20 protein-coding genes, 3 tRNA genes and 1 pseudogene are annotated in these 26,268 nt (G+C 62.3%); 4 read left to right on the forward strand and 20 right to left on the reverse strand.

Annotated elements, in window-relative coordinates; all coding sequences use genetic code 11:
* Window positions 1-23: 23 nt before the first annotated feature.
* The 3 genes from J4D28_RS03455 to ptsP are packed head-to-tail and all read right to left on the reverse strand — an operon-like array spanning window position 24 to window position 5,580.
* Window positions 24-1,766, reverse strand: a complete 1,743-nt coding sequence (locus J4D28_RS03455; RefSeq protein WP_041988879.1) for a PTS fructose-like transporter subunit IIB — start codon at window positions 1,764-1,766, stop codon at window positions 24-26.
* An 11-nt stretch (window positions 1,767-1,777) separates the two neighbouring features.
* Complete coding sequence (gene pfkB / locus J4D28_RS03460; RefSeq protein ID WP_009046947.1) at window positions 1,778-2,719, reverse strand: 1-phosphofructokinase; 942 nt, start codon at window positions 2,717-2,719, stop codon at window positions 1,778-1,780.
* Window positions 2,719-5,580 (reverse strand): phosphoenolpyruvate--protein phosphotransferase, encoded by a 2,862-nt coding sequence (gene ptsP / locus J4D28_RS03465; RefSeq protein WP_009046946.1) that lies wholly within the window; start codon window positions 5,578-5,580, stop codon window positions 2,719-2,721. Before ptsP ends, pfkB begins: the two co-directional genes overlap by 1 nt.
* 296 nt (window positions 5,581-5,876) lie before the next feature.
* Here ptsP and cra point away from each other — a divergent pair, with 296 nt between their 5' ends.
* Both cra and J4D28_RS03475 read left to right on the forward strand, forming a co-directional pair.
* Window positions 5,877-6,872 (forward strand): catabolite repressor/activator, encoded by a 996-nt coding sequence (gene cra / locus J4D28_RS03470; RefSeq protein WP_009046945.1) that lies wholly within the window; start codon window positions 5,877-5,879, stop codon window positions 6,870-6,872.
* Between the two features lie 2 nt (window positions 6,873-6,874).
* Complete coding sequence (locus tag J4D28_RS03475) at window positions 6,875-7,663, forward strand: TatD family hydrolase (protein ID WP_009046944.1); 789 nt, start codon at window positions 6,875-6,877, stop codon at window positions 7,661-7,663.
* Between the two features lies 1 nt (window position 7,664).
* On the opposite strand, the gene J4D28_RS30610 is transcribed toward J4D28_RS03475, so the two are convergent.
* The 5 genes and pseudogenes from J4D28_RS30610 to J4D28_RS03495 form a co-directional block, all read right to left on the reverse strand.
* Window positions 7,665-8,594: a methyl-accepting chemotaxis protein gene (locus J4D28_RS30610; protein WP_371920904.1), complete on the reverse strand. Its 930-nt coding sequence runs from the start codon at window positions 8,592-8,594 to the stop codon at window positions 7,665-7,667.
* A pseudogene (locus J4D28_RS30615) lies at window positions 8,571-9,662 on the reverse strand (methyl-accepting chemotaxis protein); the annotation flags it as partial. The pseudogene J4D28_RS30615 and the gene J4D28_RS30610, both read right to left, overlap by 24 nt.
* A 238-nt stretch (window positions 9,663-9,900) precedes the next feature.
* On the reverse strand, window positions 9,901-10,737 hold the full coding sequence (gene ampE, locus J4D28_RS03485; RefSeq protein ID WP_009046942.1) for a regulatory signaling modulator protein AmpE: 837 nt from the start codon (window positions 10,735-10,737) through the stop codon (window positions 9,901-9,903).
* Window positions 10,734-11,294 (reverse strand): 1,6-anhydro-N-acetylmuramyl-L-alanine amidase AmpD, encoded by a 561-nt coding sequence (gene ampD / locus J4D28_RS03490; protein WP_007922273.1) that lies wholly within the window; start codon window positions 11,292-11,294, stop codon window positions 10,734-10,736. The genes ampE and ampD overlap by 4 nt, the downstream gene beginning before the upstream one ends.
* 62 nt (window positions 11,295-11,356) lie before the next feature.
* Window positions 11,357-13,561, reverse strand: coding sequence for a DUF1631 domain-containing protein (locus tag J4D28_RS03495; RefSeq protein ID WP_103330578.1), 2,205 nt, complete (start codon window positions 13,559-13,561; stop codon window positions 11,357-11,359).
* A gap of 342 nt (window positions 13,562-13,903) precedes the next feature.
* On the opposite strand from J4D28_RS03495, the gene nadC reads away from it, so the two are divergent.
* Window positions 13,904-14,752 carry a carboxylating nicotinate-nucleotide diphosphorylase gene (gene nadC, locus J4D28_RS03500; protein ID WP_103330580.1) on the forward strand — a complete coding sequence of 283 codons (849 nt, stop codon included), beginning with the start codon at window positions 13,904-13,906 and terminating at the stop codon, window positions 14,750-14,752.
* A gap of 58 nt (window positions 14,753-14,810) precedes the next feature.
* On the opposite strand, the gene J4D28_RS03505 is transcribed toward nadC, so the two are convergent.
* The gene (locus J4D28_RS03505) at window positions 14,811-15,107 is read right to left on the reverse strand and encodes a DUF6388 family protein (protein WP_009046939.1); all 297 of its coding nucleotides are present in this window, start codon (window positions 15,105-15,107) and stop codon (window positions 14,811-14,813) included.
* A 339-nt stretch (window positions 15,108-15,446) separates the two neighbouring features.
* Between J4D28_RS03505 and J4D28_RS03510 the strand changes: the two genes are divergently transcribed.
* Window positions 15,447-16,460 carry a hypothetical protein gene (locus J4D28_RS03510; protein ID WP_009046938.1) on the forward strand — a complete coding sequence of 338 codons (1,014 nt, stop codon included), beginning with the start codon at window positions 15,447-15,449 and terminating at the stop codon, window positions 16,458-16,460.
* Between the two features lie 72 nt (window positions 16,461-16,532).
* On the opposite strand, the gene J4D28_RS03515 is transcribed toward J4D28_RS03510, so the two are convergent.
* From J4D28_RS03515 to secG, 11 genes are all read right to left on the reverse strand, one after another.
* Window positions 16,533-16,608: transfer RNA gene (locus tag J4D28_RS03515), tRNA-Thr, on the reverse strand.
* A gap of 137 nt (window positions 16,609-16,745) precedes the next feature.
* The gene (gene pnp, locus J4D28_RS03520; RefSeq protein ID WP_016701665.1) at window positions 16,746-18,851 is read right to left on the reverse strand and encodes a polyribonucleotide nucleotidyltransferase; all 2,106 of its coding nucleotides are present in this window, start codon (window positions 18,849-18,851) and stop codon (window positions 16,746-16,748) included.
* 196 nt (window positions 18,852-19,047) lie between these two features.
* Window positions 19,048-19,317, reverse strand: a complete 270-nt coding sequence (gene rpsO / locus J4D28_RS03525; RefSeq protein ID WP_009042128.1) for a 30S ribosomal protein S15 — start codon at window positions 19,315-19,317, stop codon at window positions 19,048-19,050.
* Window positions 19,318-19,458: 141 nt separating this feature from the next.
* Window positions 19,459-20,376, reverse strand: coding sequence for a tRNA pseudouridine(55) synthase TruB (truB, locus tag J4D28_RS03530; protein ID WP_007920884.1), 918 nt, complete (start codon window positions 20,374-20,376; stop codon window positions 19,459-19,461).
* 3 nt (window positions 20,377-20,379) lie between these two features.
* Window positions 20,380-20,775 (reverse strand): 30S ribosome-binding factor RbfA, encoded by a 396-nt coding sequence (gene rbfA / locus J4D28_RS03535; RefSeq protein WP_103330586.1) that lies wholly within the window; start codon window positions 20,773-20,775, stop codon window positions 20,380-20,382.
* 159 nt (window positions 20,776-20,934) lie between these two features.
* Window positions 20,935-23,448 (reverse strand): translation initiation factor IF-2, encoded by a 2,514-nt coding sequence (gene infB / locus J4D28_RS03540; protein WP_009046935.1) that lies wholly within the window; start codon window positions 23,446-23,448, stop codon window positions 20,935-20,937.
* Window positions 23,449-23,474: 26 nt separating this feature from the next.
* Window positions 23,475-24,956, reverse strand: a complete 1,482-nt coding sequence (gene nusA, locus J4D28_RS03545) for a transcription termination factor NusA (protein ID WP_009046934.1) — start codon at window positions 24,954-24,956, stop codon at window positions 23,475-23,477.
* A gap of 47 nt (window positions 24,957-25,003) precedes the next feature.
* Window positions 25,004-25,462: a ribosome maturation factor RimP gene (gene rimP, locus J4D28_RS03550; protein WP_007920877.1), complete on the reverse strand. Its 459-nt coding sequence runs from the start codon at window positions 25,460-25,462 to the stop codon at window positions 25,004-25,006.
* A 130-nt stretch (window positions 25,463-25,592) separates the two neighbouring features.
* Window positions 25,593-25,669 (reverse strand) — tRNA-Met (locus J4D28_RS03555).
* Window positions 25,670-25,765: 96 nt separating this feature from the next.
* Window positions 25,766-25,851, reverse strand: a tRNA-Leu gene (locus J4D28_RS03560).
* Between the two features lie 29 nt (window positions 25,852-25,880).
* The gene (gene secG, locus J4D28_RS03565; RefSeq protein WP_103330589.1) at window positions 25,881-26,264 is read right to left on the reverse strand and encodes a preprotein translocase subunit SecG; all 384 of its coding nucleotides are present in this window, start codon (window positions 26,262-26,264) and stop codon (window positions 25,881-25,883) included.
* Window positions 26,265-26,268 lie beyond the last annotated feature (4 nt).

Consider the following 26,268-nt stretch of genomic DNA (forward strand, 5'->3'; position numbering starts at 1 on the left):
GAGGTAAACCGCAAACACAAAGGTCAGGCCTTGACCGGCTCCAGCGCCAGCTCGGTCGCCTCCGGCCGCTTCACCACCGCATACACCACCGCCGTCAACAAACTCCCCGCCACAATCGCCAGCAAATACAGCAATGCGTGGTTGATCGCATTCGGAATCAGCATCACAAACAACCCACCATGGGGCGCCATCAGTTTGCAGCCGAAATACATCGACAGCGCCCCGGTCAGCGCGCCGCCGGCGATGCTTGCCGGGATCACTCGCAACGGGTCCTTGGCGGCGAATGGAATCGCGCCTTCGGAGATAAAGCACAGCCCCAGCACCAGCGCCGCCTTGCCCGCTTCCCGCTCGCTCTGGGCAAATTTGCGCCGGGCGATAAAGGTCGCGATGCCCAGGCCGATCGGCGGCACCATGCCGGCGGCCATGGTCGCCGCCATCGGTGCATAACTCTGCGACGCCAGCAACCCCACGGAGAAGGCATAGGCCGCCTTGTTGATCGGCCCGCCGAGGTCGACGCACATCATGCCGCCGAGCAACACCCCCAGCAGGATCGCGTTGGTGGTGCCCATGCTGTCGAGGAAATGGGTCAGGCCAGCAAGCATCCCGGCCACCGGTTTGCCCACCACATAGATCATCACCAGGCCGGTGAACAGGCTAGCCAACAACGGGATGATCAGGATCGGCTTCAAGGCCTCCAGGCTCTGGGGCAAGCGCGCGTATTTGCTGATGGCTTTGGCCGTATAACCGGCGATAAAACCGGCAATGATCCCGCCGATAAACCCTGCCCCCAACGTGCTGGCAAGCATGCCGCCAATCATCCCCGGCGCCAGGCCCGGCCGGTCGGCGATGGAATAGGCGATGTAACCGGCCAGCAGCGGCACCATCAGCTTGAACGCGGTGTCGCCGCCGATCTGCATCAGCGCGGCGGCCAGGGTGCCCTCTTCCTTGAACGCGGTGATACCGAAGACGAAGGACAGGGCGATCATCAAACCACCCGCCACCACCATCGGCAGCATGAACGACACCCCCGTCAGCAGGTGCTTGTAGACCCCGGTTTTCTCCTGCTTGGCCGGGGCTGCGGCAGCGCCCGCCGCTGCCGATTCCACCTGGCCTTCGGCCAGGGCCTTGTTCAGGGTGGCCTCGGATTGCTTGAGGGCGATGCCGGTGCCGCAACGGTAAATCTTCTTGCCGGCGAAGCGCTCGGTGGGTACTTCGATATCCGCCGCCAGCAGCACCACGTCCGCCGCGGCAATGGCCTCGGCGCTCAACGGGTTGCGTGCGCCGACCGAACCCTGGGTTTCCACTTGCAGCTCATAACCCAGGCGCTTGGCAGTCTGTTGCAAGGCCTCGGCCGCCATGAAGGTATGGGCCACGCCGGTCGGGCAGGCGGTGACAGCCACCAGCCGGGGCGCGCTTTTGCTGGCCGGTGCCGGCTCGGCCACGGCTGCGGCCGCGACATACACCTGGGCCTCCTCGGCGCCGCGCCGCAGCACGCCGTCGACGTCCTGCAGGGCCACTGAGGGCGAGCTCTGGAACACCCGCTTGCCGACAAACCGCGACATGTCCAAGGGCCCGGTGCTGACCACCAGCACCCATTCGGCCGCTTCGAGGGTGGCGGACGACAACTGCCGTTCCGGGTGCGCCTCGTCATGCACTTCGACGCTGGTGCTCCAGCCCTGGCGCTGGGCCGCGGCGTCCAGCAACCGGGCGCACAGCACACTGGTGACCATGCCGTTCGGGCAGGCGGTAACAATGGCTAACTTCATGACCAACCCTCTTATTGTTCTATGAGGGGATGAACGCGCACCCCCTGTTCAAGCTGTGCCAACTGCGCGGCATCGGTGATGCCGAAACCGATCTGGGTCACGGCCATGGCGGCGATGGCCGTGGCGGTGCGCAGGGTCTGTTCGAAAGCGTGGGCGCTGAGCAGGCCGTGGAGCATGCCGGCCAGCAACGAGTCGCCGGCGCCGACGGTGCTGGCCACGCTGACCTTGGGCGGCAGCGCCTGCAGGGCCGGCGCGGCACTGAACCAGTTCACGCCTTCGGCGCCATGGGAAATCACCACATGCTCGACGCCCTGGGCGTGCAGGCGCCTGGCGGCTTCGGCCTGGGTCGCCAGCGACAGCACCGGGCTGTCCAGGGCCTCGGCCAGCTCCTCGGTATTGGGCTTGACCAGCCAGGGCCCGGCGGCCAGGCCAGCACGCAGGGCTTCGCCGCTGGTGTCCAGCGCCACTTTCAGCCCCAGCGCCTTGAGGCGGGTCAGCAAGGCGTGCAGCCATTGCGGGCTGACGCCGCGCGGCAGGCTGCCGGCCACCACCACCGCGTCATGCCCCGGGGCGATCTGTTCCAGACGTGCGAGCAAGGCCTGTTGCGCCGCTTCGTCGACCTCCGGGCCGGGGCCGTTGAGATCGGTGATGCGCCCGTCCTGCTCGGCCAGCTTGATGTTGCTGCGGGTCTCCCCGGGCACACGGATAAAGGCGTCGACAAAACCGCGGCGGGCGAACAACGCCTCGAACGCCTGGGGATTGTCTTCACCGAGGAAGCCGCTGACGGTCAGCTGATGGCCAAGGTCGGCCAGCACCTGGGCCACGTTCACGCCCTTGCCGGCGGCGTGGGTGTGCATGGCTTCGCTGCGGTTGACCTGCCCCGGTTCCAGGCGCGCCAGCTGGACGGTGAGGTCCAGCGCCGGATTCAGGGTCAGGGTAAGAATCTTTGCCATTACATGGCCTCCACAAGGGCACGCACATCGTTCGCGCTGCCGACGGCCAGGGCCTGCTCCGCAAGGGTTTGTGCCTGGGTCAGGCTGAGCTCGCGAATGCGTGCCTTGACCTCGGCGATGCTGCGTCCGGAGACGCTCAGTTCGTCCACACCCAGGCCGACCAGCACCGGCACCGCCAGCGGATCGGCCGCCAGCTCGCCGCACACGCCGACCCACTTGCCGTGGGCATGGGCCGCGCGCACGGTGATGTCGATCAGTTGCAGCACCGCCGGGTGCAGGCCGTCGGCCTGGGCCGACAGGGTCGGGTGACCACGGTCGATGGCCAGGGTGTATTGGGTCAGGTCGTTGGTGCCGACGCTGAAGAAGTCCACTTCCTTGGCCAGCACCGGCGCCAGCAAGGCGGCGGACGGCACTTCGATCATGATCCCCAGTTGCAGGTCGGCCACCGGGATTTCCTGGCGCAGGCGCTCGGTCATGTCGCGGGCGGCGCGCCATTCATCGACGCTGCCGACCATGGGGAACATGATCCGCAGCGGGCGGTTATCCGCCGAGCGCAGCAAGGCGCGCAGCTGGGCTTCCATGATCTGCGGGCGTTGCAGGGTCAGGCGGATGCCGCGCACGCCGAGGAAGGGATTTTCTTCCTTGGCGATCGGCCAGTACGGCAGCGGCTTGTCGCCACCGACATCCAGGGTACGCACCACCAACGGCCGCCCGGCCAGGCCATCGAGCACGCGGCGGTATTCGGCTTCCTGGGTGGCTTCGTCCGGCGCTTGCGGGTGAGCCATGAAAATCAGTTCGGTGCGCAGCAGGCCGATGCCTTCGGCGCCGTTTTCCACGGCGCTGGCCACCCCGGCGCTTTCGCCGATGTTGGCGAAGACTTCGACGTGATGGCCGTCGGTGGTGTGCGCCAGTTGATGGCGTTGCTCGGCGGCGGCCTTGAGCCGTTGTTCGCGGGTGTCGCGCTCTTCGGTGGCCCGTTGCAGGGTGCTGGCATCGGCATCCACATGCAGGCGACCGCGCTGGCCATCGAGCAGCAGCGGTGTACCCGGCTTGAGCAGCAACACGCCGGCACCGGCACCGACCAGCGCCGGAATCCCCAGGGCGCGGGCGACGATCGCACTGTGCGCAGTGGCGCCGCCACGGGCGGTGAGAATGCCGGCGACCCGCGCCGGATCGAGGCGCGCCACGTCCGACGGTCCGACTTCATCCATCACCAGGATGTAGGGCTCATCCGGCTCGGTCGGAGTTTCAATGCCACACAACTGCGCCAGCACCCGCCGGCCGATGTCCCGCAGGTCGGCGGCGCGTTCGGCCAGCAGCGCGTCGTGCAAGGCTTCCTGCTGCCGGGCGGCGGCTTCGATCACGGTCATCCAGGCCGCTTCGGCGCTTTCGCCCTGCTTGAGGCGGGTGTCGACTTCGTCGGTCAGTTCCGGGTCGTCGAGCATTTCCTGGTGGGTGACGAAAATCTCGCGAATGGCCTTGGCCTTGCTGCGCTGGATCAGGCCGTCGATGTCATGCCGGACCTCGGCCAGGGCTCCTTGCAGGCGCTCGCGCTCGATGGCGGTGGATTCGCCGCGCAGCGGGTAGTCGAACGGCTGGATCACCTGGATATGCGCCGGGCCGATGGCGATGCCGGGGGCCGCCGGGATGGCCTGGACCAGGCTGCCGGAAGCCGGCGCGCTGATGGGCACCTCGACTTCTTCCGGCACTTCCTGGGGCACGCTGGCTTCTGGAACCGGTTCGACTTCTTCCCCCAATCCTTCGGCGATGGCCGCCAGCAAGGCTGGCAGGGCGTCGGCGGCGATGTTCGGTTCGGCGATCAGCTCCAGGGTCTGGCCACGGCGGGCGCCGAGGCTCAGCAGTTTGCTCAGGCTCTTCACCGAAACCGCGGAGCCCGGCGCGTCGAGGATCCGCACACGGACCTCGCCCTCGAAGCTTTTCGCCAGTTGCGCGAGGATCTTCGCCGGGCGCGCATGCAAGCCGTGGGCGTTGGCCAGGACGATGCGCGCGCTCGGCCAGTCGGCCGGCAGTTCGCCGCCCAGCACTTCCAATACCGCGCGGCTGCTGGTGGCCCGGCCCAGTTCATGGCCGCGGCCTTCGATCAACAGCGCGCACAGGCGTTCCAGCAGGGCCTGATGGGCCTCGCCCAGGCTGGCCAGGCAGAACAGCCCGGCCAATGGCTGGCCGAGGTAGCGAATCGGTTTGTCCGGGGTGACGAAGGCCAGGCCCGGGCGCTTGACGGTCTGCTCGCTGTGCAGCCACCACAGGCCATCGCCCAGGGGCAGCGCCTCGACCTGTTGCAGCACCGCGGCAAAACCGTTGCTCACGCAGTCGGCCTGGCGCAGCAGGCGGGCGCCACGCCACACCAGCTCTTCGAAGTCTTCGGCGGCCACGCCCAGGCCAATCATCTGCGCATCCAGCGCCAGCTCCTGCGGCGCGCCTTGCAGCAGTTTCAGCAAGGCTTCCGGCGAGCTGGCGCGGCGCAGGGCCTGGCCCAGGTCGGTTTCGCCGAGGGCGCGGGTCAGGAGTTGCAGCAGGCGCAGGTGTTCGTCGGATTTTGCGGCGATGCCGATCGCCAGGTAGACGATCTGGCCATCGCCCCAGTCCACGCCCTCGGGGAACTGCAACAGACGCACGCCGGTGGCGAACACCTGGTCGCGGGTTTCCGGGGTGCCGTGGGGGATGGCAATACCTTGACCGAGAAAGGTCGAGCCCTGGGCTTCGCGGGCCTGCAGGCCAGCCAGGTAACCTTCGGCGACCAGGCCGTCGGCCACCAGTTTGTCGGCGAGCAGGTGCAGTGCAGCGGACTTATCCACAGCCGACTGGCCCATGGATATCTGCTCAATAGTGAGCTCGAGCATGCTTTCTCCTATTTAGCGCCGGGGCGCTAGGTATTGTTTTGAGTGAATCAGTCAGGCGGCTTTAATGCCACAAACGGGACCGCCGGCTTGGCAAGGCCCTGTTCCCGTCTGCCCATACCCCTAGAAAATACGCGTGCTGAAACGTTTAATCTAGAATATTGGGCACGTTACTCGATAATCTTCCATCCTTGAAGCCCTACCTGTCGGCTGCATGTTCCGACATTGGTCGCCTGCCTATATCGGTTAGGATTGGCGAAAATGTCGGGGCAAGCTCCAGAAAACAAGGAAAACCCGGGTTGAAACTCAGTGATATCGCCAGACTGGCCGGTGTGTCCGTCACCACCGCCAGCTACGTCATCAACGGCAAGGCCGAACAGCAACGTATCAGCAACGCGACCGTCGAACGGGTCCGGGCGGTGGTCGAGGAACATGGCTTCACGCCCAACCCTCAGGCCGCCGGGCTGCGCAGCCGGCGGACCCGGACCCTGGGTTTCATCCTGCCAGACCTGGAAAACCCCAGTTACGCGCGTATCGCCAAGCTGCTTGAGCAAGGCGCCCGCGCCCGTGGCTACCAGCTGCTGATCGCCAGCTCCGACGATGCCCCGGACAGCGAGCGGCAGCTGCTGCAACTGTTCCGCGCGCGCCGCTGCGACGCGCTGTTCGTCGCCAGCTGCCTGCCGCCCGAGGATGACACCTATCGCCTGTTGCAGGCCCAGGGCCTGCCGATCATCGCCATCGACCGGGTGATGGAGCCGGAGTTTTTCTGCTCGGTGATCAGCGACGATCAACAAGCCAGCCTGCACCTGACCCGCAGCCTGTTGCAGCCCCAGCCGCGGCAGATCGCCCTGATCGGCGCCCGCCCCGAGCTGGGCATCAGCCAGGAACGCGCCGCCGGCTTCAAGCAGGCGCTGGAAGGTTTCGACGGCCAGGTGCTGATCGAACAGGGCGAAGCCTTCAGCCGCGACTGCGGTCGCCAGCTGATGGAAGCGTTGCTGGAGCGCCTGGGCCACCTGCCGGATGCCCTGGTGACCACCTCCTATGTGCTGCTGCAAGGGGTATTCGACGCGCTGCACGACTTCCCGCTCAAGTCGCGCCCGCTGCGCCTGGGCACCTTCGGCGATACCCAGTTGCTGGACTTTTTGCCGCTGCCGGTGAACGCCATGGCCCAGCAGCACCAGCTGATTGCCGACAAGGCCCTGCAACTGGCCCTGGCCGCCATTGAAGAAGCCCATTACCAACCCGGCGTGAACGCCATCGCCCGGACCTTCAAGCAGCGCATTCACGAGGCTTGACCGTGGAGCTGATCGACAGCCACACCCATCTGGATTTTCCGGATTTCGACGCGGATCGCCAGGCGCTGCTGGCGGCCAGCCGCGCCCTCGGCGTGCGGCGGATGGTGGTGCTGGGAGTCTATCAGCGCAATTGGCAGCGACTGTGGGAATTGGTGCAGAGCGATGCCGACCTGCATGCCGCCTTCGGCCTGCACCCAGTCTATCTCGACGAGCACACCCCGGCCGACCTGCGTGAACTGGGCGACTGGCTGACCCGCCTGGCGGGCCATCCGCAGTTGTGCGCGGTGGGTGAGTTCGGCCTGGATTATTTTCTCGAACAGCTGGATCGCCAGCGCCAGCAGCAGCTGTTCGAAGCGCAACTGCAACTGGCCGCGGACTTCCAGCTACCCGCCCTGCTTCATGTACGGCGCAGCCATGCCGCGGTGATTGCCACCCTCAAGCACTTCAAGCTCAAGCGCGCCGGCATCATCCACGCCTTCGCCGGCAGCCGCGAAGAAGCCCGCGAATACCTCAAGCTGGGGTTCAGACTGGGCTTGGGGGGCGCCGCGACCTGGCCCCAGGCCCTGCGCCTGCGCAAGGTCATCGCCGACTTGCCGCTGGACGCGGTGGTGCTGGAAACCGACTCGCCGGACATGGCGCCCGCCATGTACCCCAACCAGCGCAACAGCCCGCAACACCTGCCGGAGATCTGTGCGGCCCTGGCCGAGATCATGGCCGTCAGCCCCGAACAGCTGGCGGCGGCCAGTACCGCCAACGCCTGCGCGCTGTTCGGCTGGCCCCACAACGCCTGAATCAGACCCTGAATGCGCTGATCAACTGCTTCAACTGCACCACCTGCGCCGACAGCTGGCGGCTGGCGTTTTCGGTCTGGTACGCGCCTTCGGCGGTGCGCTCGCCGGCGCGGTTGATCTCGACGATGTTCTGATCGATGTCGTGGGCCACCGCGGTCTGCTGCTCTACCGCCGCGGCGATCTGCTGGTTCTGGTCGACGATCATGCCCACCGCGCCGAGGATGTTCTCCAGCGCCTGCTGGACCTTTTCCGATTGCCCGACCGTGCCATTGGCCATCTGATGGCTGACGCCCATGGCCTTGACCGCCGCCCCCACGCCGCCGTGGAGCTTGACGATCATCTGCTCGATTTCCTCGGTCGATTGCTGGGTGCGCTTGGCCAGGGTCCGCACTTCGTCGGCCACCACCGCGAAGCCCCGCCCCTGCTCGCCAGCGCGGGCCGCTTCGATGGCAGCGTTGAGCGCCAGCAGGTTGGTCTGTTCGGCGATGCTCTTGATCACCTCCAGCACCCGGCTGATGGCCTGGCTGTCGCTGGCCAGCTGATTGATCACCAGCACCGACTGGTCGATCTCGCTGGCCAGCTGGGCAATGCTGCCTTGCTGGGATTCCACCAGCCCGCGCCCGCTGATGGTCTCGTCGTTGACGCTGTGGGCGCTGCTGACCGCCGCGGCGGCGCTACGCGCGACTTCCTGGGACGTGGCGGACATCTGGTTCATCGCCGTCGCCACCTGTTCGATCTGGCTGCGCTGCCCGGCGACCGCCTGGTTGCTCTGGGCCGACACGGCTTCCACCTGCCCGGCCTGGCGTTCGACCTCGCCGACGGTCTTGCCCACCAGCTCGATCAGGTCGTGGATCTTCGCCACGGTGCCGTTGAACACCGTGCCCAACTCTCCCAGCTCGTCGCGGCTCTGGGCGTTGAAGGTGACGGTCATGTCACCGGCCGCCACCTTGTCCATCATCGCGCCCAGACGCTTGAGGGTGGTGCGGGTCGAGACGTAGAACGCGCCATAGAGATAGAAGATCAGCAGGAACACCGCCGCCAGCGCCACTACCAGCAGCACCATCTGCGTACGGTTCTGCCCCAGCCGCTGCTGCAGCTCTTCGCCGAGGAACTTCAGGGTCGCCTCATTGAGCTGGTAGGTCTGCGCCATCAGCCCGCTGACCTGGTCATAAAAGCCCTGCCAGGGCGCGTCCAGGGTATCGGCCATCACCACCTGCTCTTCGAACAGCTCGCTGGCTTGCTTGAGGCTGCCTTTGCTGGCGCTGGCCAGGGCGTCCAGCGCGCCTTGGGCGGCCTTGCTCGAGCCCAGCGCATCCTGCAGTTTCAGGCCGTATTCGGCCTGGAGTTTCTCAATCTGCACCAGCAACTCGTCGAAGCGGGTGCTGGCGGATGAGTTGAGAAAGCCCTGGCCCAGGGAATACGCGCCCATCGCCCGCCCTTCGCCAAGAATCTGCGTGACCTGCGGCGTGACGCTGGTCACCAGTTCGCTCAACTGCCGTACATCGCTCTGGGTATCGCGGCTCAGGCCGGACTGGCTGGCGATGATCTGGCTGAAAATCTGCGCACTGCCCAAGAGCTTGCCGATCAGCGCGCTTTTGCTTTGCAGCGAGCTTTCCGCCTGCTGCGCCTTGAAGGCGGCGATCATTTCATCGCGCTTGCCGTCGAAAACCCCAATCTGCTCAGGGTCCACGGTGACTGCGACCAGGCCCTGCAAGCGTTCGAGCACGGACTTTTCCAGGGCGACTATCTTGCTCTCGATATCCCCGGCCTTGCCGGACTGCCCCAGGGTCGCGTTGATCTGCACCAGATTGTTCAGGGTTTCCAGGTCACGGCGCAGGGTCAGGCTGCTGCCCAGCAGGTCCAGGCTTTGCAGCTCGACCTGGGTGCCCTGGAACTCACGGTAGGAATCGCGCACCAGATAGAAGTTGGTGACCAGCATCGGCAGAAAAAACAGCACGCTGATCAGGCTGAACTTCATGCCGAAGCTCAGGCGGTTCATCAGGGCAATGGCGGGATAGAGCAAGCTCTTCACAAGAAGTCTCCCTTTTTGCTTTTATTTTTATTGGCAGGTACGCGAAGACGGCAGATAGCCACTATTTGGCGCTGCTTCTGTATAGCTCAAATCGGCAAAAGGGTTTGTAACTTAAGGTTAACCGCGGGGACGGCGGACAGAAGGAAGGCTTTATCTGCGCTGGCAAGACCGGAGAGGCTCGCCAGCGCTCACTCGCGGCTCGCCGTCAGGGCAGCACGGTCCACAGGGCGAAAGCGGCGTACCAGAGCACCGCGGCCCGCAGCAACAACTCCCAGATCCGGTCCAGGCTGAGAATGCCGTCCGGCCCGGTGATCGGTGCGGGGATTTCCGCGGCGACCAGGCCGACCTTTTCCACCAGCTGCGCGGCGCTGATGTTCCAGTTCAGCAGTTCGTGGAGCATCACGCGGCTGACCGCGACGAAGTTGCCCACCAGGGCGAAGCTGGCCGCCAGCAGGCGTACCGGCAACCAGTCGAAGGCATGCCGCAGCTGCCCGGCGCGCTCGGCGACCGCCGGGTTCTTGCTGTGCTCGGCGGCCAGCGCCAGCAGGCGATAGCTCAATGCGGCCACCGGGCCCAGCAGGAAGTACCAGAAGATCACCGCGAAAAAGCTCTGGTAGGCCTGCCACAGCAGGTGCCCCTGAACCTGCCCGAGCAACTGCTCGCCACTGTCGGCGCAGATGTCCAGGTCGCGCTTGGCGACGTGCGCCGCGGCTTGCAGGTCCTCGCGGCGCCAGGCATCGCGAAACGGCCCGAGTTCGCCCAGCAGGTCGCCCCGCCCCAGGCTGTAGATCACCACCAGCAGATGCACCGGCAACGCCAGCAGGCCGTAGGCCAGCGGCTCCAGGACCAGCAACAGCAACCCCAGCACCATTGCCGGCAACAGCACCAGCAGGGCCAGCACCCACCAGGGACGCTTGGCCAGACGCGGGCTGGCCTCTTGCCGGAACAGCTGGCGCAACCACGGCTCGTCATGCTGAACGCGCTGGCGCAAGGCCGAGAACTTCTCGATCCAGACCGCCAGCAACAACACCAGAAAACTCATTGTCCTTCCCCTTCGTTCAGGGCCGCGCGATAGCGTACCCAGTCGAATCCGGGCCCCGGATCGGTCTTGCGCCCCGGAGCGATATCGCTGTGCCCACAAATCCGCTGTGGGGTGATGGCCTTGAAGGCCTGCTGCAACTGCCGGGTCAAGGCAATCAGCGCGTCGTACTGGGCATCGGTGAACGGCAACTCGTCGGTACCTTCCAGTTCGATCCCCAGGGAGAAATCATTGCAGCTTTCGCGCCCGTCGAACCACGACACGCCGGCGTGCCAGGCGCGGTCCAGACAGGAGACAAACTGAGTGACGGTTCCGTCACGTTCGATCAGGAAATGCGCGGACACGCGCAGGTCGGCAATCCCGGCAAAATAGGGATGCTCTGTGACATCAAGACGGTTCTGGAAGAATTCCTGCACCTTGCCCGTCGCGAACTGGGCCGGCGGCAGGCTGATGTTATGGATCACCAGCAGGGAGATTTCATCCGCGGGGCGTGCGTTGAAATTGGGTGACGGGCAATGGCGAACGCCGTGACACCAGCCGCTTGCGGGGTCCAACTGCATACCGATTCCTTCAACGAAGCCTGTGACGGCTCAGTATGCCGCGTTCCGCGCCCAGGTTGCGATCACTTGCCGCGATTGAGTCGCTGCAAACTGCCAATCACCGACTCCAGCGCCCGGTCGAACAGCAAGGTGTCGTCCAGCTGACGCACGGCCCCGCGCTGAAACTCCAGGGCCAGGCCGACCCGGGTGCGCTCCAGCACCTTCATGCCAGTGCGGTTGACGAAGATGTACTTGTCGCCGGGTTGCACGATGGCCGCCAGCTTGCAGCGCACGCTGTTGTCCTCGTCCTCGAGGAATTCGACCCAGGCCCCCAGCCGCAGCTGTTCGACCCGCAGCAAGCCGGGATCATTGGGCGCCAGCGCCAGGGGCGCGGCCTCCAGCGGGCCCTCTTCAGCGCTGGGCAGGACAATGTGTTCCTCGACCGCGACCATCGCCGGCTGCTCGTCCGCCACGCCCGGCCGATGCTGCCCGGCGTTCTCGCCGAAGCGCTCGAATACCTGCAAGTGCAAGGCTTCCAGCTGGCTGAAGAACTCGCTGGTGGCGAACGGATCGAACGCCGCGCTGTTCAAGCCGTCGCGCAGCGCCTTGAGCAGGTCGGGCACCAGCGCCAGCAGTTGCATGGCGGCATCCGGGTCGGTGTGGCGCTGCACGCTCCAGATCAGTTGCTCCATGGTCTGCAGGCCCTCGCGCCATTCGCTGGAGTGCTCGCCATGCTTGAGACAGGTCAGCAACAGGACCTTGCTCCAGGCCTGTTGCACGAACTCGACGACGGTCAGGGGCAGGACCTTGCCCAGCAGTCCCTCGTTCAACGCCTGCTCGACGCGACGCCGCGCCAGTTCGGCCTTGGCCCGCCCCTCTTCAGCATCACGGGTGCGCTGCTCCAGCAGCTCGCTGCGGCGCCGCTCGTCGCTGGTGAAGGCGAGAAACTCGGCGAGCAGCTCGGAAAAGATCGCCGGGTCGTCGACGAAGTCGCTCAACAACCGCTGCACCACCTGTTCGATCCGCAAGTACAGGCTGTCGCGCTGATAATCGTCGCAGCTGCCCCAGCCCATGGCTGCCGCGGCGATTTCGTTGAGCAGGCGGCGGGCGGGATGGCTGCTGCGGCTGAAGAAACTCTTGTCCAGCACCGCGACCTTGAGCATGGGGATCTGCAAGCGGCCGATCAGGGTCTTCAAGGATTCCGGCAGGTTGCGATCGGCCAGGATGAACTCGAAGAGCATGGCCACCAGGTTGATCACATCCTCGTCGGCCACCCCGACCACCCGCGACTTGCCGCTTTTCACGCTGACCCGGGTCAGCAGCTGTTCCAAGTGGTTACGCAGGTCGAAATCGTCCTGGGTGCCAGCCGGCACATAGTGCTGCAGGTGAGACAGCAGGCGCAGCAGGTCACGGGTGGAAATCGGCTGGGTTTCGGCGCTCGCCTCCAGGGTCGGCACCACGCTGCCGCGGACATGCAGCAGCAGCTCCTGCAAGGCGGCGAACACTTCCTGAACGCTCTCGTCCATCTGCGCCACGCCGGGCTCGGGCGTGGCCTGAATACTCGCGGCCGCCTGGTCGAGGGACCGGCGCGCCGGCGCCGGCTTGAGCTCCGGCAACACCCCAGTGGCGGCCAACAGCTGATTGGCTTCGGCGTACAGCTGGTCGGCCTCGCTGAGCACATAACGCTCGAACAGCTTGAGAATGATCAGCTTGACCTTGATCTCCACCCCCAGGTTGCGCCCGGATTCGAGGAAGTACTCGCAGAGCATGGCCGGGCCCAGGGGGTTGCTGCGGTCATCCAGGTGCTTGCCCAGCAGCACGTTCAGGCGCGCGGTGAGCTGGCCAAGGGCAAAACCGTCACGGTTGCCCGCCTTGGCGACCATTGCCTCGAGGGCCACAGTGCGCTCCAGGTCGTCACGGCAGGTATCGGCGGGCGGGACGCAGGCGACGGCCTGGGCGATCGCTGGCGCGGGGTCGTACTGGACCAGGCCGACAAAGGCCTCGAAGAGTTTTTCCAGGAAGCCGCGCTCGATGCTTTTGCGTTTCAGGCGCAGGTCGCGCATGGCTTCGAAAAAGGTGTTCTGGTCGACATTGTTCTGGGCCCGGTCGGCCATCTCGAACAAGGTGTCGTCGGCGTTATCGAACAGTTCCTGCAGGCCATGGCGCAGTTGCTGGGCGGCTTTGTCGCGGACCTGAAGCAGAATCACAGGCAGGCGGGCGAGCGGCGAAGCGTTCGCCTGATCCGTAGCCGCCTTGTGCAAAGGCACTACATTCCCGTCGTTGTGCATCCAAGCCTCCTGAAAGGTGTTTCTCTGCCGCGCAATGAAAGGTCGCTCGACGCTCACAGTCGAGTCCCAGCGGGCATCGATACGCACCGCTGCATTTCAAATAGTGGGGAGCCAAACAAACGTCAAAGCTATGACGTCAATTAGAAGTCGGATTATCTGGCAAAAGCCCCTTCTTGTGCCAGCAGACTCTGCGCGGGCTTTGAAATAGCGCTCATATAGCGACCGCCCTTTCCGGCAAACGGCTCATGCCAGGCGACCAAATGCAACCACGGGAAGGCGCTCGCCTTGGGTTCGCTGGCGCCATGGCCCTATAATCGGGCCACTTTGTTTGTGGAGCCCGTTATGCCGAATCTACGCCTCGCCGACCTGACCGCCGAAATCGAAGCCAACGTGCGCCGTGCGTTGCTGGAAGACATCGGCAGCGGCGATATCACCGCGCAACTGATCCCGGCCGAACGCCTGGCCAAAGCCACCATCATCACCCGCGAAGCGGCGATCATCAGTGGCACGGCCTGGGTCGACGCGGTGTTCCGCCAGCTCGACCCACGGGTCGCCGTGCATTGGCAGGTGCGTGACGGCGAGCGCGTCAGCCCCAACCAGGCCCTGTTCCACCTCGAAGGTCCGGCCCGTTCGCTGCTCAGCGGCGAACGCTGCGCCCTGAACTTCCTGCAGTTGCTGTCCGGCGTGGCCACCCGCGCGCAGTACTACGCCGATTTCGTCGCCGATACCCAGGTCAAGTTGCTGGATACCCGCAAGACCCTGCCAGGCCTGCGCCTGGCGCAGAAGTACGCGGTGACCTGCGGTGGCTGCCACAACCACCGCATCGGCCTGTACGACGCCTTCCTGATCAAGGAAAACCATATTGCCGCGTGCGGCGGCATCGCCCAGGCGATCAGCGCCGCCCACAAGATCGCCCCGGGCAAGCCGGTGGAAGTCGAAGTGGAAAGCCTGGAAGAACTCAAGGAAGCCCTGGCGGCGGGCGCGGACATCATCATGCTCGACGAGTTGAGCCTGGACGACATGCGCGAGGCGGTTCGCCTGAATGCCGGCAAGGCCAAGCTGGAAGCCAGCGGCGGGATCAATGAAAGCACCTTGCACCCGATCGCCGAGACCGGCGTCGATTACATTTCTATCGGGGCGATGACCAAGGATGTGAAGGCGGTCGATTTGTCGATGCGCTTGAGCCTCTGACTCTTTGCGCGATACCCCAAAGAAAAACGCCAGCCCCTGAAAGGCTGGCGTTTTTGCATCAGTCGTCGATTTCGTTGAGTTCCAGGTAGTCCTTAAGGTCCATGCCCAGGGCCTCGGCCACTTCCTGATGGACCTCCAGGCGCATGGCCTTGAGTTCATCGGGCGACTCGGCCACCAACTCCAGCACAAGCTCCCACGGCTCGATGCCGCGCGACTCCGCTTCGTCCTCGAACGCCCACTGGGCCTGCTGCTTCTGCTCCTGCGGGCTCAGGTCGCTGATTTCTTCCTGCAAGGAAGGCGTGGCAGCCAGGTACTTTTCAAGGGCTACGTCAATTCTGGCTTCTTTAGGAATCATCTCGTTCTCTCTGATCATGGGAATGGAAGATGGATCTGGATCGTTGGGATCTCTTTGCCGCAAAAAAGCGCTGTGAAAGCCGATTTATCTGGCCGTGAACCATTCGGGATCATCTGAAAACCATTCAGACAGGCTGCGAATATAGGGCCTTTGTCTGCGGATGCCTACGAATCCTTACAGCGCACCGACAAAAAAACCTGTCCGTTCGCTCAAGGCACTTTCATGAAAAATACGTTGTTACATTCCTCCCCCCGAGCCGGCTTCTCACTCCAGGAACAAGAAGGCAGGAACGCAGTCATAGCGATGTGCCATATCGGCACTTCACAAGGAAACCCAGTGATGTTCAGCCGCACTCAGCGTTCGTCCGCCTTCCTCGCCACCAGCCTCTCCACCCTGATCCTCAGCAGCCTGTCACTCCCCGCCCAGGCCGTCGAATTCAACTCCAGCAGCGCCTCGTACTCGGACAGGATCTCGGCCCTGCACCAGGAAGTGGACCTCAAGTTCACCGTGCGCCCCAGCGGCTTCACCGTGGACGACCTGCAAAAGCTCCAGGACGGCCTCAAGAGCAGCACCGCCGAGCTGGAAAAGCTCAAGGACCTGGTCAACAGCCAGGCGCGCCTGATCGAAGAACTCAAACGCAACACCGGCAGCAGCTCCAGCTCCAATGCCAGTGAGATGAGCAACCTCAAGAAAACCACCGGCGAGCAAGCCAACCAGCTGAAAAAACTGGAAACCCAGCTTGAAGAGTTCAAGCGCAACAGCGGCTCCAGCTCCAGCTCGAGCGCCAGTGAAGTGAACAACCTCAAGCGCGTTACCAGCGACCAGGCCAGCGAGCTGGACAAGCTCGGCAAACAGATCGAGGAGCTCAAGCGCGGCAATAGCTCGAGCTCCAATTCGAACTCCAGCGAGCTGAGCAACCTCAAGAGTACGGTCGGAAGCCAGGCCGGTGAACTGGACAAGCTCGGCAAGCAGATCGAGGAACTCAAGCGTGGCAACAGCTCTAGCTCCAGTTCGAGCTCCAGCGAACTGAGCAGCCTCAAGAGCACGGTCAGCAGTCAGGCCGGTGAACTGGACAAGCTCGGCAAGCAGATCGAGGAACTCAAGCGTGGCAACAGCTCTAGCTCCAGTTCGAGCTCCAGCGAACTGTCTAGCCTGAAGAGCACGGTCAGCAGTCAGGCCAGCACCCTGGATAAGCTGGCCAGTCAGATCGATGACCTCAAGCGTGGCAGCAGCTCAAGCTCCAGTTCCAACTCCAGCGAGCTGTCCAGCCTCAAGAGCGAGGTCAGCAATCAGGGCCAGAACCTGGACCAACTCAAACGCAGCCTCGAGGACCTGAGAAGCAAAGTGAAGTGATTCAAGGCCAGTAAAAACGACAAAGCCCGCGCGATGCGGGCTTTGTTGTTTGTACGACTTGAGCTTGCCAATTGGTGCCCGAGACAGGAATCGAACCTGCGACCTTCGCGTTACGAGTGCGCTGCTCTACCGGCTGAGCTACACGGGCGCTGGGCTAAACCTAGCACCGAGGCCGGGGTTTTGCCATATCGCCTGCCCGGCAGGGAGCAAGGTACAAACGGCAGATAGCAAAACGCCCCGAACCAGTCGGGGCGTTTGCTTGTTCAGCTTACAACGACGGGAGCCTTAAACGCCCGAAGCCTTGGCTGCTGCTACGTCTTTGATGGACAGCTTGATACGGCCGCGGTTGTCCACGTCCAGTACCAGCACTTCCACTTCCTGACCTTCTTTCAGGATGTCGGTCACTTTCTCGACGCGAGCATCGCTCAGCATGGAGATGTGAACCAGACCGTCCTTGCCAGGCAGGATGTTGACGAATGCGCCGAAGTCGACGATGCGCTCAACCTTACCAACGTAGATCTTGCCGATCTCGGCTTCCGCGGTGATGCCCAGAACGCGCTGACGCGCGGCTTCTGCGGCTTCCTTGGTTTCGCCGAAGATCTTGATCGAGCCGTCGTCTTCGATGTCGATCGAAGCCTTGGTCTCTTCGCAGATCGCACGGATGGTCGCGCCGCCTTTACCGATGACATCACGGATTTTGTCGGTGTCGATCTTCATCGCGATCATGGTCGGAGCGTTGGCCGACAGCTCGGTACGCGACTGGCCAATGATCTGGTTCATCTGGCCGAGGATGTTCAGGCGAGCTTCCAGGGCCTGGCCCAGGGCGATCTCCATGATTTCTTCGGTGATGCCTTTGATCTTGATGTCCATCTGCAGCGCGGTGACGCCTTTGGCGGTACCTGCTACCTTGAAGTCCATGTCGCCCAGGTGGTCTTCGTCACCCAGGATGTCGGTCAGGACGGCGAATTTCTCGCCTTCTTTAACCAGGCCCATGGCGATACCGGCAACCGGCGCCTTCATCGGCACACCAGCGTCCATCAACGCCAGGGAAGCACCGCAAACGGAAGCCATGGAGCTGGAACCGTTGGACTCGGTGATTTCCGATACTACGCGGATGGTGTAAGGGAACACGTCGGCGGCTGGCAGCATGGCCTGAACCGAACGACGGGCCAGACGGCCGTGACCGATTTCACGACGACCAGCGCCACCCATGCGACCACACTCGCCCACCGAGAACGGAGGAAAGTTGTAGTGCAGCATGAAGGGGTCTTTTTTCTCGCCTTCCAGGGTGTCCAGCAGCTGTGCGTCACGGGCGGTACCCAGGGTCGCGACGACCAGGGCCTGAGTCTCGCCACGGGTGAACAGCGCCGAACCGTGGGTCTTCGGCAGAACGCCGACTTCGATGTTCAGCGGACGTACGGTGCGGGTGTCGCGACCGTCGATACGTGGCTTGCCGTTGACGATGTTTTCGCGAACGGTGCGGTATTCGATTTCACCGAAAGCGGCTTTGACGTCGGCAGCGGAAGGCTGGCCTTCTTCGCCGGACAGCTTGGCGACGACCTGATCTTTCAACTCGCCCAGGCGAGCATAACGGTCGGCCTTGACGGTGATGGTGTAGGCCTGGGAGATCGCTTCGCCGAACTCGGAGCGGATAGCGCCCAGCAGGTCGGTGGCTTCTGGAGCAGGAGCCCAGTCCCAGGTTGGCTTGGCGGCTTCGGCAGCCAGCTCTTTGACGGCCTGGATAACAGCCTGGAATTCGTCGTGGGCGAACAGTACGGCGCCCAGCATCTGGTCTTCGGTCAGCTCTTTGGCTTCCGATTCAACCATCAGTACCGCTTCTTCGGTACCGGCTACGACCATGTCCAGACTAGATGCCTGAAGCTGCTCGTAAGTCGGGTTCAGCAGGTAGCCGGTGCTTTCGTGGAACGCAACGCGGGCAGCGCCGATCGGACCGTCGAAAGGAATGCCGGAGATGGCCAGCGCAGCCGAGGTACCGATCATCGCAGCGATGTCCGGATCGGTCTTCTTGCTGGTGGAAACCACGGTGCAGACAACCTGCACTTCGTTCATGAAGCCTTCTGGGAACAGAGGGCGGATCGGACGGTCGATCAGACGCGAGGTCAGGGTTTCTTTCTCGGAAGGACGGCCTTCACGCTTGAAGAAACCGCCAGGGATCTTACCGGCAGCGTAAGTCTTTTCCTGGTAGTGAACAGACAGAGGGAAGAAACCCTTGCCTGGATCGGCTTGCTTGGCGCCAACCACGGTCACCAATACGCTGACGTCGTCGTCAACGGTGACCAATACTGCGCCGGAGGCCTGACGGGCGATACGGCCAGTCTCGAGGGTAACGGTCGACTGACCGAACTGGAATTTTTTGATTACCGGGTTCACGGTGTCCTACCTTCTTTGTGGCTCTTGGGGGAACTGGTTTCTTGCGAAATTCTTGGGCAATCCCGGGAATCGGCCCGGCCTTTATTGTCCAGGTAAAACTACTGTCCAGATAAAACTTGAGGCTGGGAGCCTGCCATGCGCCTGCGGGAAACCCACTGACGCACGGCAAACAACCAACCTCTAGCGCAATCGCTGATTAGCGACGCAGACCCAGGCGACCGATCAGAGCGCTGTAGCGGCTCAGGTCTTTGCCTTTCAGGTAGTCCAGCAGCTTACGACGCTGGTTAACCATGCGGATCAGACCACGACGGGAGTGGTGGTCTTTACCGTTGGCCTTGAAGTGACCTTGCAGTTTGTTGATGTTGGCGGTCAGCAGTGCAACTTGCACTTCTGGCGAACCAGTGTCACCAACAGCTTGCTGGTAGTCGGTTACGATTTGAGCTTTTTCTTCAACGCTGAGTGCCATTTGGCTTTCCTCTCAAAAGGCAACGTTCCAAGGAACGCCACCAACAGGCCAGGGACAAATCCCTGTATCTATAAATGAGCTGTGACCGTGCCTGTTAACAGCCACCCTCTCCAGCCTGCTGTTACACAGGCTGGTTTCCGGTCATTCCGACCGAATCAGTCGACGCGGCGCGATGCGCCCGTCTTCGCTCACTTCACCGATACCGATAAAGCGACCGTTGTGATCCTGTACCCGCACCATGCCGAACTTCGGTGCATCGGGAGCGCGTACCGGCTGGCCGTTGAGCCAGTAGAACGCGCTGTGCTCGGAGAACTGCAGCAGTGGCCAATCCAACAGGCCGCTGTCCGATGGCATCAGGAAGCGATCCACCGCTTCGTTGCCGCCTTCGGCATGTACCGCCTCAAGCTCTTCCAGCGTGACGGTCTGGGCCAGACTGAAAGGACCGGCCTGGGTGCGACGCAGTTCCGCGACGTAAGCACCACAACCCAGCTTCTCACCGATATCTTCCACCAGGGTCCGGATATAGGTGCCTTTGCTGCAGTCCACCGCTAGCCGCGCAGTATCGCCTTCAAAGGCCAGCAATTCCAAGCGCGCAATAGTAACAGAACGCGCCTCGCGCTCCACCACTTCGCCTGCACGGGCCAGCTTGTAAAGTGGCTGGCCATCACGCTTGAGGGCCGAGTACATCGGCGGTATCTGGCTGATTTGCCCGCGAAATTCCGGCAACACCGCTTCAATATCGGCGCGACCAACGGTCACTTCGCGAGTCTGCAGGACTTCACCCTCGGCATCGGCCGTGGTGGTGGTCTTGCCCAACTGCATCAGGGTTTCGTACCCCTTGTCGGAATCGAGCAGGTATTGCGAGAACTTGGTCGCCTCGCCAAAGCACAACGGCAACACGCCGGTGGCCAGGGGATCGAGGCTGCCGGTGTGCCCGGCCTTTTCGGCATTGAGCAACCAGCGGACTTTCTGCAGCGCCGCGTTGGAGGTGAACCCCAGCGGCTTGTCGAGCAGGATGATACCGCTGACGTTACGACGGATACGCTTGACCTGAGCCACCGCTTACTCCTTGGCGTCTTCGGGTTCAGCGGCGTGCTGGCTGTCTTCGGCCACGGCGCGCTCGATCAGGGCCGACAGATGCGCGCCACGCACGACGCTTTTGTCGTAGTGGAAGTGCAGCTGTGGAACGCTGCGCAACTTCATCTCGCGAGCCAGCTGCATGCGCAGGAAGCCGGCGGCCGAGTTGAGCACCTTGATGCTCTGGGCGATATCGTCAGCGTTGTCCTGGCCCATCACGGTGATGAAGATCTTGGCGTGACCGACGTCACGGCTGACTTCAACGGCGGTGATGGTGACCAGGCCGACGCGCGGATCTTTGACTTCACGACGGATCAGCTGAGCGAGCTCACGCTGCATCTGGTCGCCGATACGTTGGGTACGGCTGTATTCTTTTGCCATGTCTTGTTACCTGTTGCTGCCTGGCGGTGAAACCCGCAAGGTCTGAAAGCGGCAAACGCCCGGCCTGACAGAAGCCAGACCGGGCGTTGCGTTTAGAGTCCGGACGATGCGCCGTGCATTTGCATGCAGCTGGCCATCATGGCTCTTGAAGTGCGCGAGTTAGAGGCTGCGAGCAACCTGAACCTTCTCGAAGACTTCGATCTTGTCGCCGACTTTGACGTCGTTGTAGCTCTTCACGCCGATACCGCATTCCATGCCGGCACGTACTTCGGAAGCGTCATCCTTGAAGCGGCGCAGGGATTCCAGCTCGCCTTCGAAGATAACGATGTCTTCACGCAGTACACGGATTGGACGGTTACGGTGAACGACACCCTCGATCACCATGCAACCGGCGATCGCGCCAAACTTCGGCGAACGGAACACGTCACGAACCTCGGCAACACCCAGGATGTTCTCCCGAACGTCGCTGCCCAACATACCGGTCAGGGCTTTCTTGACGTCTTCGATGATGTCGTAGATCACGTTGTAGTAACGCATATCCAGACCTTCCTGCTCGACGATCTTGCGAGCGCCGGCATCGGCACGCACGTTGAAGCCGAACAGTACAGCGTTGGAAGCCAGGGCCAGGTTGGCGTCGCTTTCGGTGATACCACCGACGCCGCCGCCGACTACGCGCACTTGCACTTCGTCGTTGCCCAGGCCGTTCAGAGCGCCTTGCAGAGCTTCCAGCGAACCACGGACGTCGGATTTGAGGACGATGTTGAGCGTCTTCTTCTCTTCCTGGCCCATGCTTTCGAAGATGTTTTCCAGCTTGCCGGCGTGAGCGCGAGCCAGTTTGACTTCGCGGAACTTGCCTTGACGGAACAGAGCCACTTCACGGGCTTTCTTCTCGTCGGCAACCACGCTCATCTCGTCGCCAGCGTCCGGGGTACCGTCCAGGCCGAGGATCTCGACCGGAATGGCCGGACCGGCTTCCTTGATCGGCTTGCCGTTCTCGTCGAGCATGGCGCGCACGCGGCCATAGTTCGAGCCGACCAGCACCATGTCGCCTTGACGCAGGGTACCGTCCTGAACCAGTACAGTCGCCACCGGGCCACGGCCCTTGTCGAGACGCGATTCAACCACGACGCCACGGCCAGGAGCCGAAGGCGTGGCGGTCAGTTCGAGCACTTCGGCCTGCAGCAGTACGGCTTCGAGCAATTCGTCGACGCCGGTACCCATCTTCGCGGAAACCGGAACGAATGGAGTGTCGCCACCCCAGTCTTCGGAAGTCACGCCGTGAACCGACAATTCGCTACGGATGCGATCGAGGTCGGCACCCGGCTTGTCGATCTTGTTCACCGCGACTACCAGAGGCACACCAGCCGCCTGGGCGTGCTGAACGGCTTCAACGGTCTGCGGCATCACGCCGTCGTCCGCTGCAACCACCAGGATCACGATGTCGGTCGCCTTGGCACCACGAGCACGCATGGCGGTAAACGCGGCGTGACCCGGGGTGTCGAGGAAGGTGACCATGCCGCGTTCGGTTTCAACGTGGTACGCACCGATGTGCTGGGTGATGCCGCCGGCTTCGCCAGCTGCGACCTTGGCACGACGGATGTAATCGAGCAGCGAGGTCTTACCGTGGTCAACGTGACCCATTACGGTCACTACCGGCGCACGAGGAACCGCTTCACCTTCGAACTTCAGGGACTCGGCCAGGGAATCTTCCAGGGCGGTGTCGCTGATCAGGGTCACTTTGTGGCCCAGCTCTTCAGCAACCAGCTGGGCAGTTTCCTGGTCCAGTACCTGGTTGATGGTGGCCGGGGTGCCCAGCTTGAACATGAACTTGATGATTTCGGCAGCCTTGACCGACATCTGCTGGGCGAGATCGCCAACAGTGATGGTTTCGCCGATCTTCACTTCACGAATGACAGGGCCAGTCGGGCTCTGGAAGCCGTGAGCGTTACGCTTCTTCAGCTTGGCCTTGCCGCGACCACCACGACGGAAGCCATCGCTTTCTTCGTCGGTAGTACGTGGGGCAACGCGTGGAGCCGGAGCCTTTTCCTTGACGGAAGCACGATGCGGAGCGTTTTTACGCTCGCCATCGCCACCACGACGGTTGTCGTCGTTACGGCTCTTGTCCGGACGACGCTGCTCGTCCTTCTTGCGTACTTCAGCGACCGGCGCTGGAGCGACAACAGGGACGTCTTCAACAATCGGCTCGGCAACCACTGCAGGTGCAGCGACCGCTTCAACGGCAGCAGGTTGCGCAGCAGCAGGCTGGCGACGCGCTTCTTCTTCGGCGCGACGCTTGGCTTCTTCTTCAGCCTTCTGACGTGCAGCATTTTCTACTGCGCGACGTTCTTCCAGTTCACGCTGGCGCTCGGCTTCGATTTCTTCCGGGCTGCGTTGTACGAAGACTTTCTTCTTGCGTACTTCAACGCTGATACTTTTGCTGCCGGCAACACGCAGGGTGCTGGTGGTTTTACGCTGCAAAGTGATCTTGCGCGGTTCTTCCACTTTCGCCTTGTGGCTGCTCTTCAAGTGAGTCAGCAACGATTGCTTCTCACTGTCGGTCACATGTTCCTCGGCGGCGGTGTGCGGCAGACCTGCCTCACGCATCTGCTGCAACAGGCGCTCTACCGGTGTTTTGACCTCATCGGCCAGTTGTTTCACCGTGACTTGCGTCATGCACTTCTCTCCTCAGGCCGCGCCTATTACTCGAACCAATGGGCTCGGGCGGCCATGATCAACTTGCCGGCACGATCATCGTCAATGCCGTCGATGTCGAGCAGGTCGTCAATAGACTGCTCGGCCAGGTCTTCGCGGGTAATTACGCCGCGCACCGCCAGTTCCATCGCCAAATCCTTGTCCATACCCTCAAGCGAGAGCAGGTCTTCGGCCGGATGGGCGTCTGCCAGCTTTTCCTCAGTAGCGATGGCTTTAGTCAACAAGCGATCCTTGGCACGAGCGCGAAGCTCGTTGACGATGTCTTCGTCAAAGCCGTCGATGTTGAGCATTTCTTCCAACGGTACGTAGGCAATCTCTTCCAGGCTGGTGAAGCCTTCATCAACCAGCACCTGTGCCAGCTCTTCATCGACTTCCAGCTCTTCGATGAAGTTGCGCAGGATGTCGCCGGTTTCAGCTTGCTGCTTAGCCTGGATGTCCGATTCGGTCATCACGTTCAGGGTCCAGCCAGTCAATTGGCTGGCCAGACGCACGTTCTGACCACCGCGACCGATGGCCTGAGCCAGATTGTCTGCGCCAACGGCGATGTCCATGGCATGGGCATCTTCGTCGACGATAATTGCCGCGACTTCGGCCGGCGACATGGCGTTGATCACGAACTGCGCCGGGTTGTCGTCCCACAGGACGATATCCACACGCTCACCGCCCAACTCACCGGAAACGGCCTGGACGCGCGAACCGCGCATGCCAATGCACGCACCCTGAGGGTCAATGCGCTTGTCTTTGGAACGGACCGCGATCTTGGCGCGCGAACCCGGATCACGGGAAGCGGCCATGACTTCGATCAGGCCCTCGGCGATTTCCGGCACTTCGATCCGGAACAGCTCGATCAGCATTTCCGGCGCGGTACGCGACAGGATCAGCTGCGGGCCGCGGTTCTCGGTGCGGATTTCCTTGAGCAGCGCGCGAAGACGCACGCCAACCCGGAAAGTCTCGCGGGAGATGATGTCTTCACGGGCCAACAGCGCTTCGGCGTTGTTACCCAGGTCGACGATCACGTTGTCGCGGGTCACTTTTTTCACGGTGCCGGAGATGATTTCACCCAGGCGCTCGCGATAAGCGTCAACGACTTGAGCGCGCTCGGCTTCGCGGACTTTCTGCACGATGACCTGTTTGGCGGTCTGCGCAGCAATGCGGCCGAACTCGATCGATTCGATCTTTTCTTCGACGACATCACCGACTTTGGCGCCCGGATGGGTTTCCTGGACCTTGCTCGGCCAGGTTTCCACGGCCGGATCGTCCAGATCGGCTTCCTCGACTACCGTCCAGCGACGGAAAGTCTCGTAAGCACCGGTGTGGCGATTGATTTCCACACGCAGATCGACTTCGTCCTCGAAACGCTTTTTGGTAGCAGTGGCCAGAGCCAGCTCCAGCGCTTCAAAAATTACGCTTGCCGGTACACCCTTTTCATTGGATACCGACTCAACAACCAGCAGTACTTCTTTGCTCATCGTACGCCTCGCCTTTCGCAAGCCATTGGATCCGCGGGATCCGCGTCTCAGTCAAAACTGGGAATTATGTGGGCCTTGTCGATCATGTCGATCGGCAACAGGAACTCATGGTCTTCCACCTGCACCACGACGTCCTGCTCCTCCACCCCGCGGAGAAGGCCCTGAAAATTACGCCGACCTTCAAAAGGCGAGCGCAGCTTGATCTTCACTTGTTCACCGACATACTTGGCAAACTGTTCAAGGGTGAACAGCGGGCGTTCCATGCCAGGAGAGGAAACTTCAAGGGTGTATTCAACGGAGATCGGATCTTCGACATCCAGAACGCCGCTGATCTGACGGCTGACGATGGCACAGTCGTCCACCAGCACACCGCCTTCTTTATCGATATAAACGCGCAACAGTGAGTGGCGACCTTGAGCCGAAAACTCGATACCCCAGCATTCATAGCCAAGGGCCACGACCACCGGGGCCAACAAGGCCTGCAACTGTTCTAGCTTGCTCGACACCTGAACCCCCTCGTGCATGCTTGTGCAAATAAAAAATGGGCGAAGCGCCCATCCCGGAAACGCCGTTGAATAGCGGCGTTATAAAGTGTCCAGCTAACAAAAAGCCCCTGAAAAGGGGCTCCGCTAAAACTGGTTGCGGGGGCCGGATTTGAACCGACGACCTTCGGGTTATGAGCCCGACGAGCTACCAGACTGCTCCACCCCGCGACAAAGCTGGGGCGGAAGTATACGACCGATCCCTTTTTGGGTCAATGTAACCTTCCACCTACAAGAAAGCCCGCAACAGCGGGCTCTCCTGATAATTGGTACCGAGAAGGGGACTCGAACCCCTACACCCTATGGGCACAACCACCTCAAGGTTGCGTGTCTACCAATTCCACCACCTCGGCATAGACTACGTTACTGCGTGAAACTCTTCTTACTTCTGCTCTTGAGCTGGAGGTACGTCAGTCGCATTGGTTGCCGACTTTTGCTCTTGGAGCACCGGGACATCATCAGAAGCCGGTTTTTGCTTTGGCACTTCAAGCACCGCTGGATCTGGCAAACCTACTTGAGTCAGCTCGTGAGCTTTCTCTTTAGCAAAGTAACCTAACCCCAAGCTGGTTATGAAAAAACCTGCGGCAAGTATAGCAGTAAACTTACTAAGAAAGGTAGAGGAACCTTGGCTTCCGAACACAGTATTTGAAGCACCTGCTCCGAAAGACGCGCCAGCGTCCGCACCTTTACCCTGCTGCAGCAATACCAGAGCTACTACGCCCAGCGCACCCAGCAGATGAAAAACGACTACGACTGTTTCCAGCATTTTT

This window comes from Pseudomonas sp. GW531-T4 (genome assembly GCF_017349615.1).
Classification (GTDB): domain Bacteria; phylum Pseudomonadota; class Gammaproteobacteria; order Pseudomonadales; family Pseudomonadaceae; genus Aquipseudomonas; species Aquipseudomonas chlororaphis_I.

Bases quoted from the DNA above. Each gene is read 5' to 3' on its own strand.
- J4D28_RS03455 (WP_041988879.1), bottom strand. From the start codon at position 1,766: ATGAAGTTAGCCATTGTTACCGCCTGCCCGAACGGCATGGTCACCAGT.
- pfkB (WP_009046947.1), bottom strand. From the start codon at position 2,719: ATGGCAAAGATTCTTACCCTGACCCTGAATCCGGCGCTGGACCTCACC.
- ptsP (WP_009046946.1), bottom strand. From the start codon at position 5,580: ATGCTCGAGCTCACTATTGAGCAGATATCCATGGGCCAGTCGGCTGTG.
- J4D28_RS30610 (WP_371920904.1), bottom strand. From the start codon at position 8,594: ATGACCGTCACCTTCAACGCCCAGAGCCGCGACGAGCTGGGAGAGTTG.
- ampE (WP_009046942.1), bottom strand. From the start codon at position 10,737: ATGAGTTTTCTGGTGTTGTTGCTGGCGGTCTGGATCGAGAAGTTCTCG.
- ampD (WP_007922273.1), bottom strand. From the start codon at position 11,294: ATGCAGTTGGACCCCGCAAGCGGCTGGTGTCACGGCGTTCGCCATTGC.
- J4D28_RS03495 (WP_103330578.1), bottom strand. From the start codon at position 13,561: ATGCACAACGACGGGAATGTAGTGCCTTTGCACAAGGCGGCTACGGAT.
- nadC (WP_103330580.1), top strand. From the start codon at position 13,904: ATGCCGAATCTACGCCTCGCCGACCTGACCGCCGAAATCGAAGCCAAC.
- J4D28_RS03505 (WP_009046939.1), bottom strand. From the start codon at position 15,107: ATGATTCCTAAAGAAGCCAGAATTGACGTAGCCCTTGAAAAGTACCTG.
- J4D28_RS03510 (WP_009046938.1), top strand. From the start codon at position 15,447: ATGTTCAGCCGCACTCAGCGTTCGTCCGCCTTCCTCGCCACCAGCCTC.
- rpsO (WP_009042128.1), bottom strand. From the start codon at position 19,317: ATGGCACTCAGCGTTGAAGAAAAAGCTCAAATCGTAACCGACTACCAG.
- rbfA (WP_103330586.1), bottom strand. From the start codon at position 20,775: ATGGCAAAAGAATACAGCCGTACCCAACGTATCGGCGACCAGATGCAG.
- infB (WP_009046935.1), bottom strand. From the start codon at position 23,448: ATGACGCAAGTCACGGTGAAACAACTGGCCGATGAGGTCAAAACACCG.
- nusA (WP_009046934.1), bottom strand. From the start codon at position 24,956: ATGAGCAAAGAAGTACTGCTGGTTGTTGAGTCGGTATCCAATGAAAAG.
- secG (WP_103330589.1), bottom strand. From the start codon at position 26,264: ATGCTGGAAACAGTCGTAGTCGTTTTTCATCTGCTGGGTGCGCTGGGC.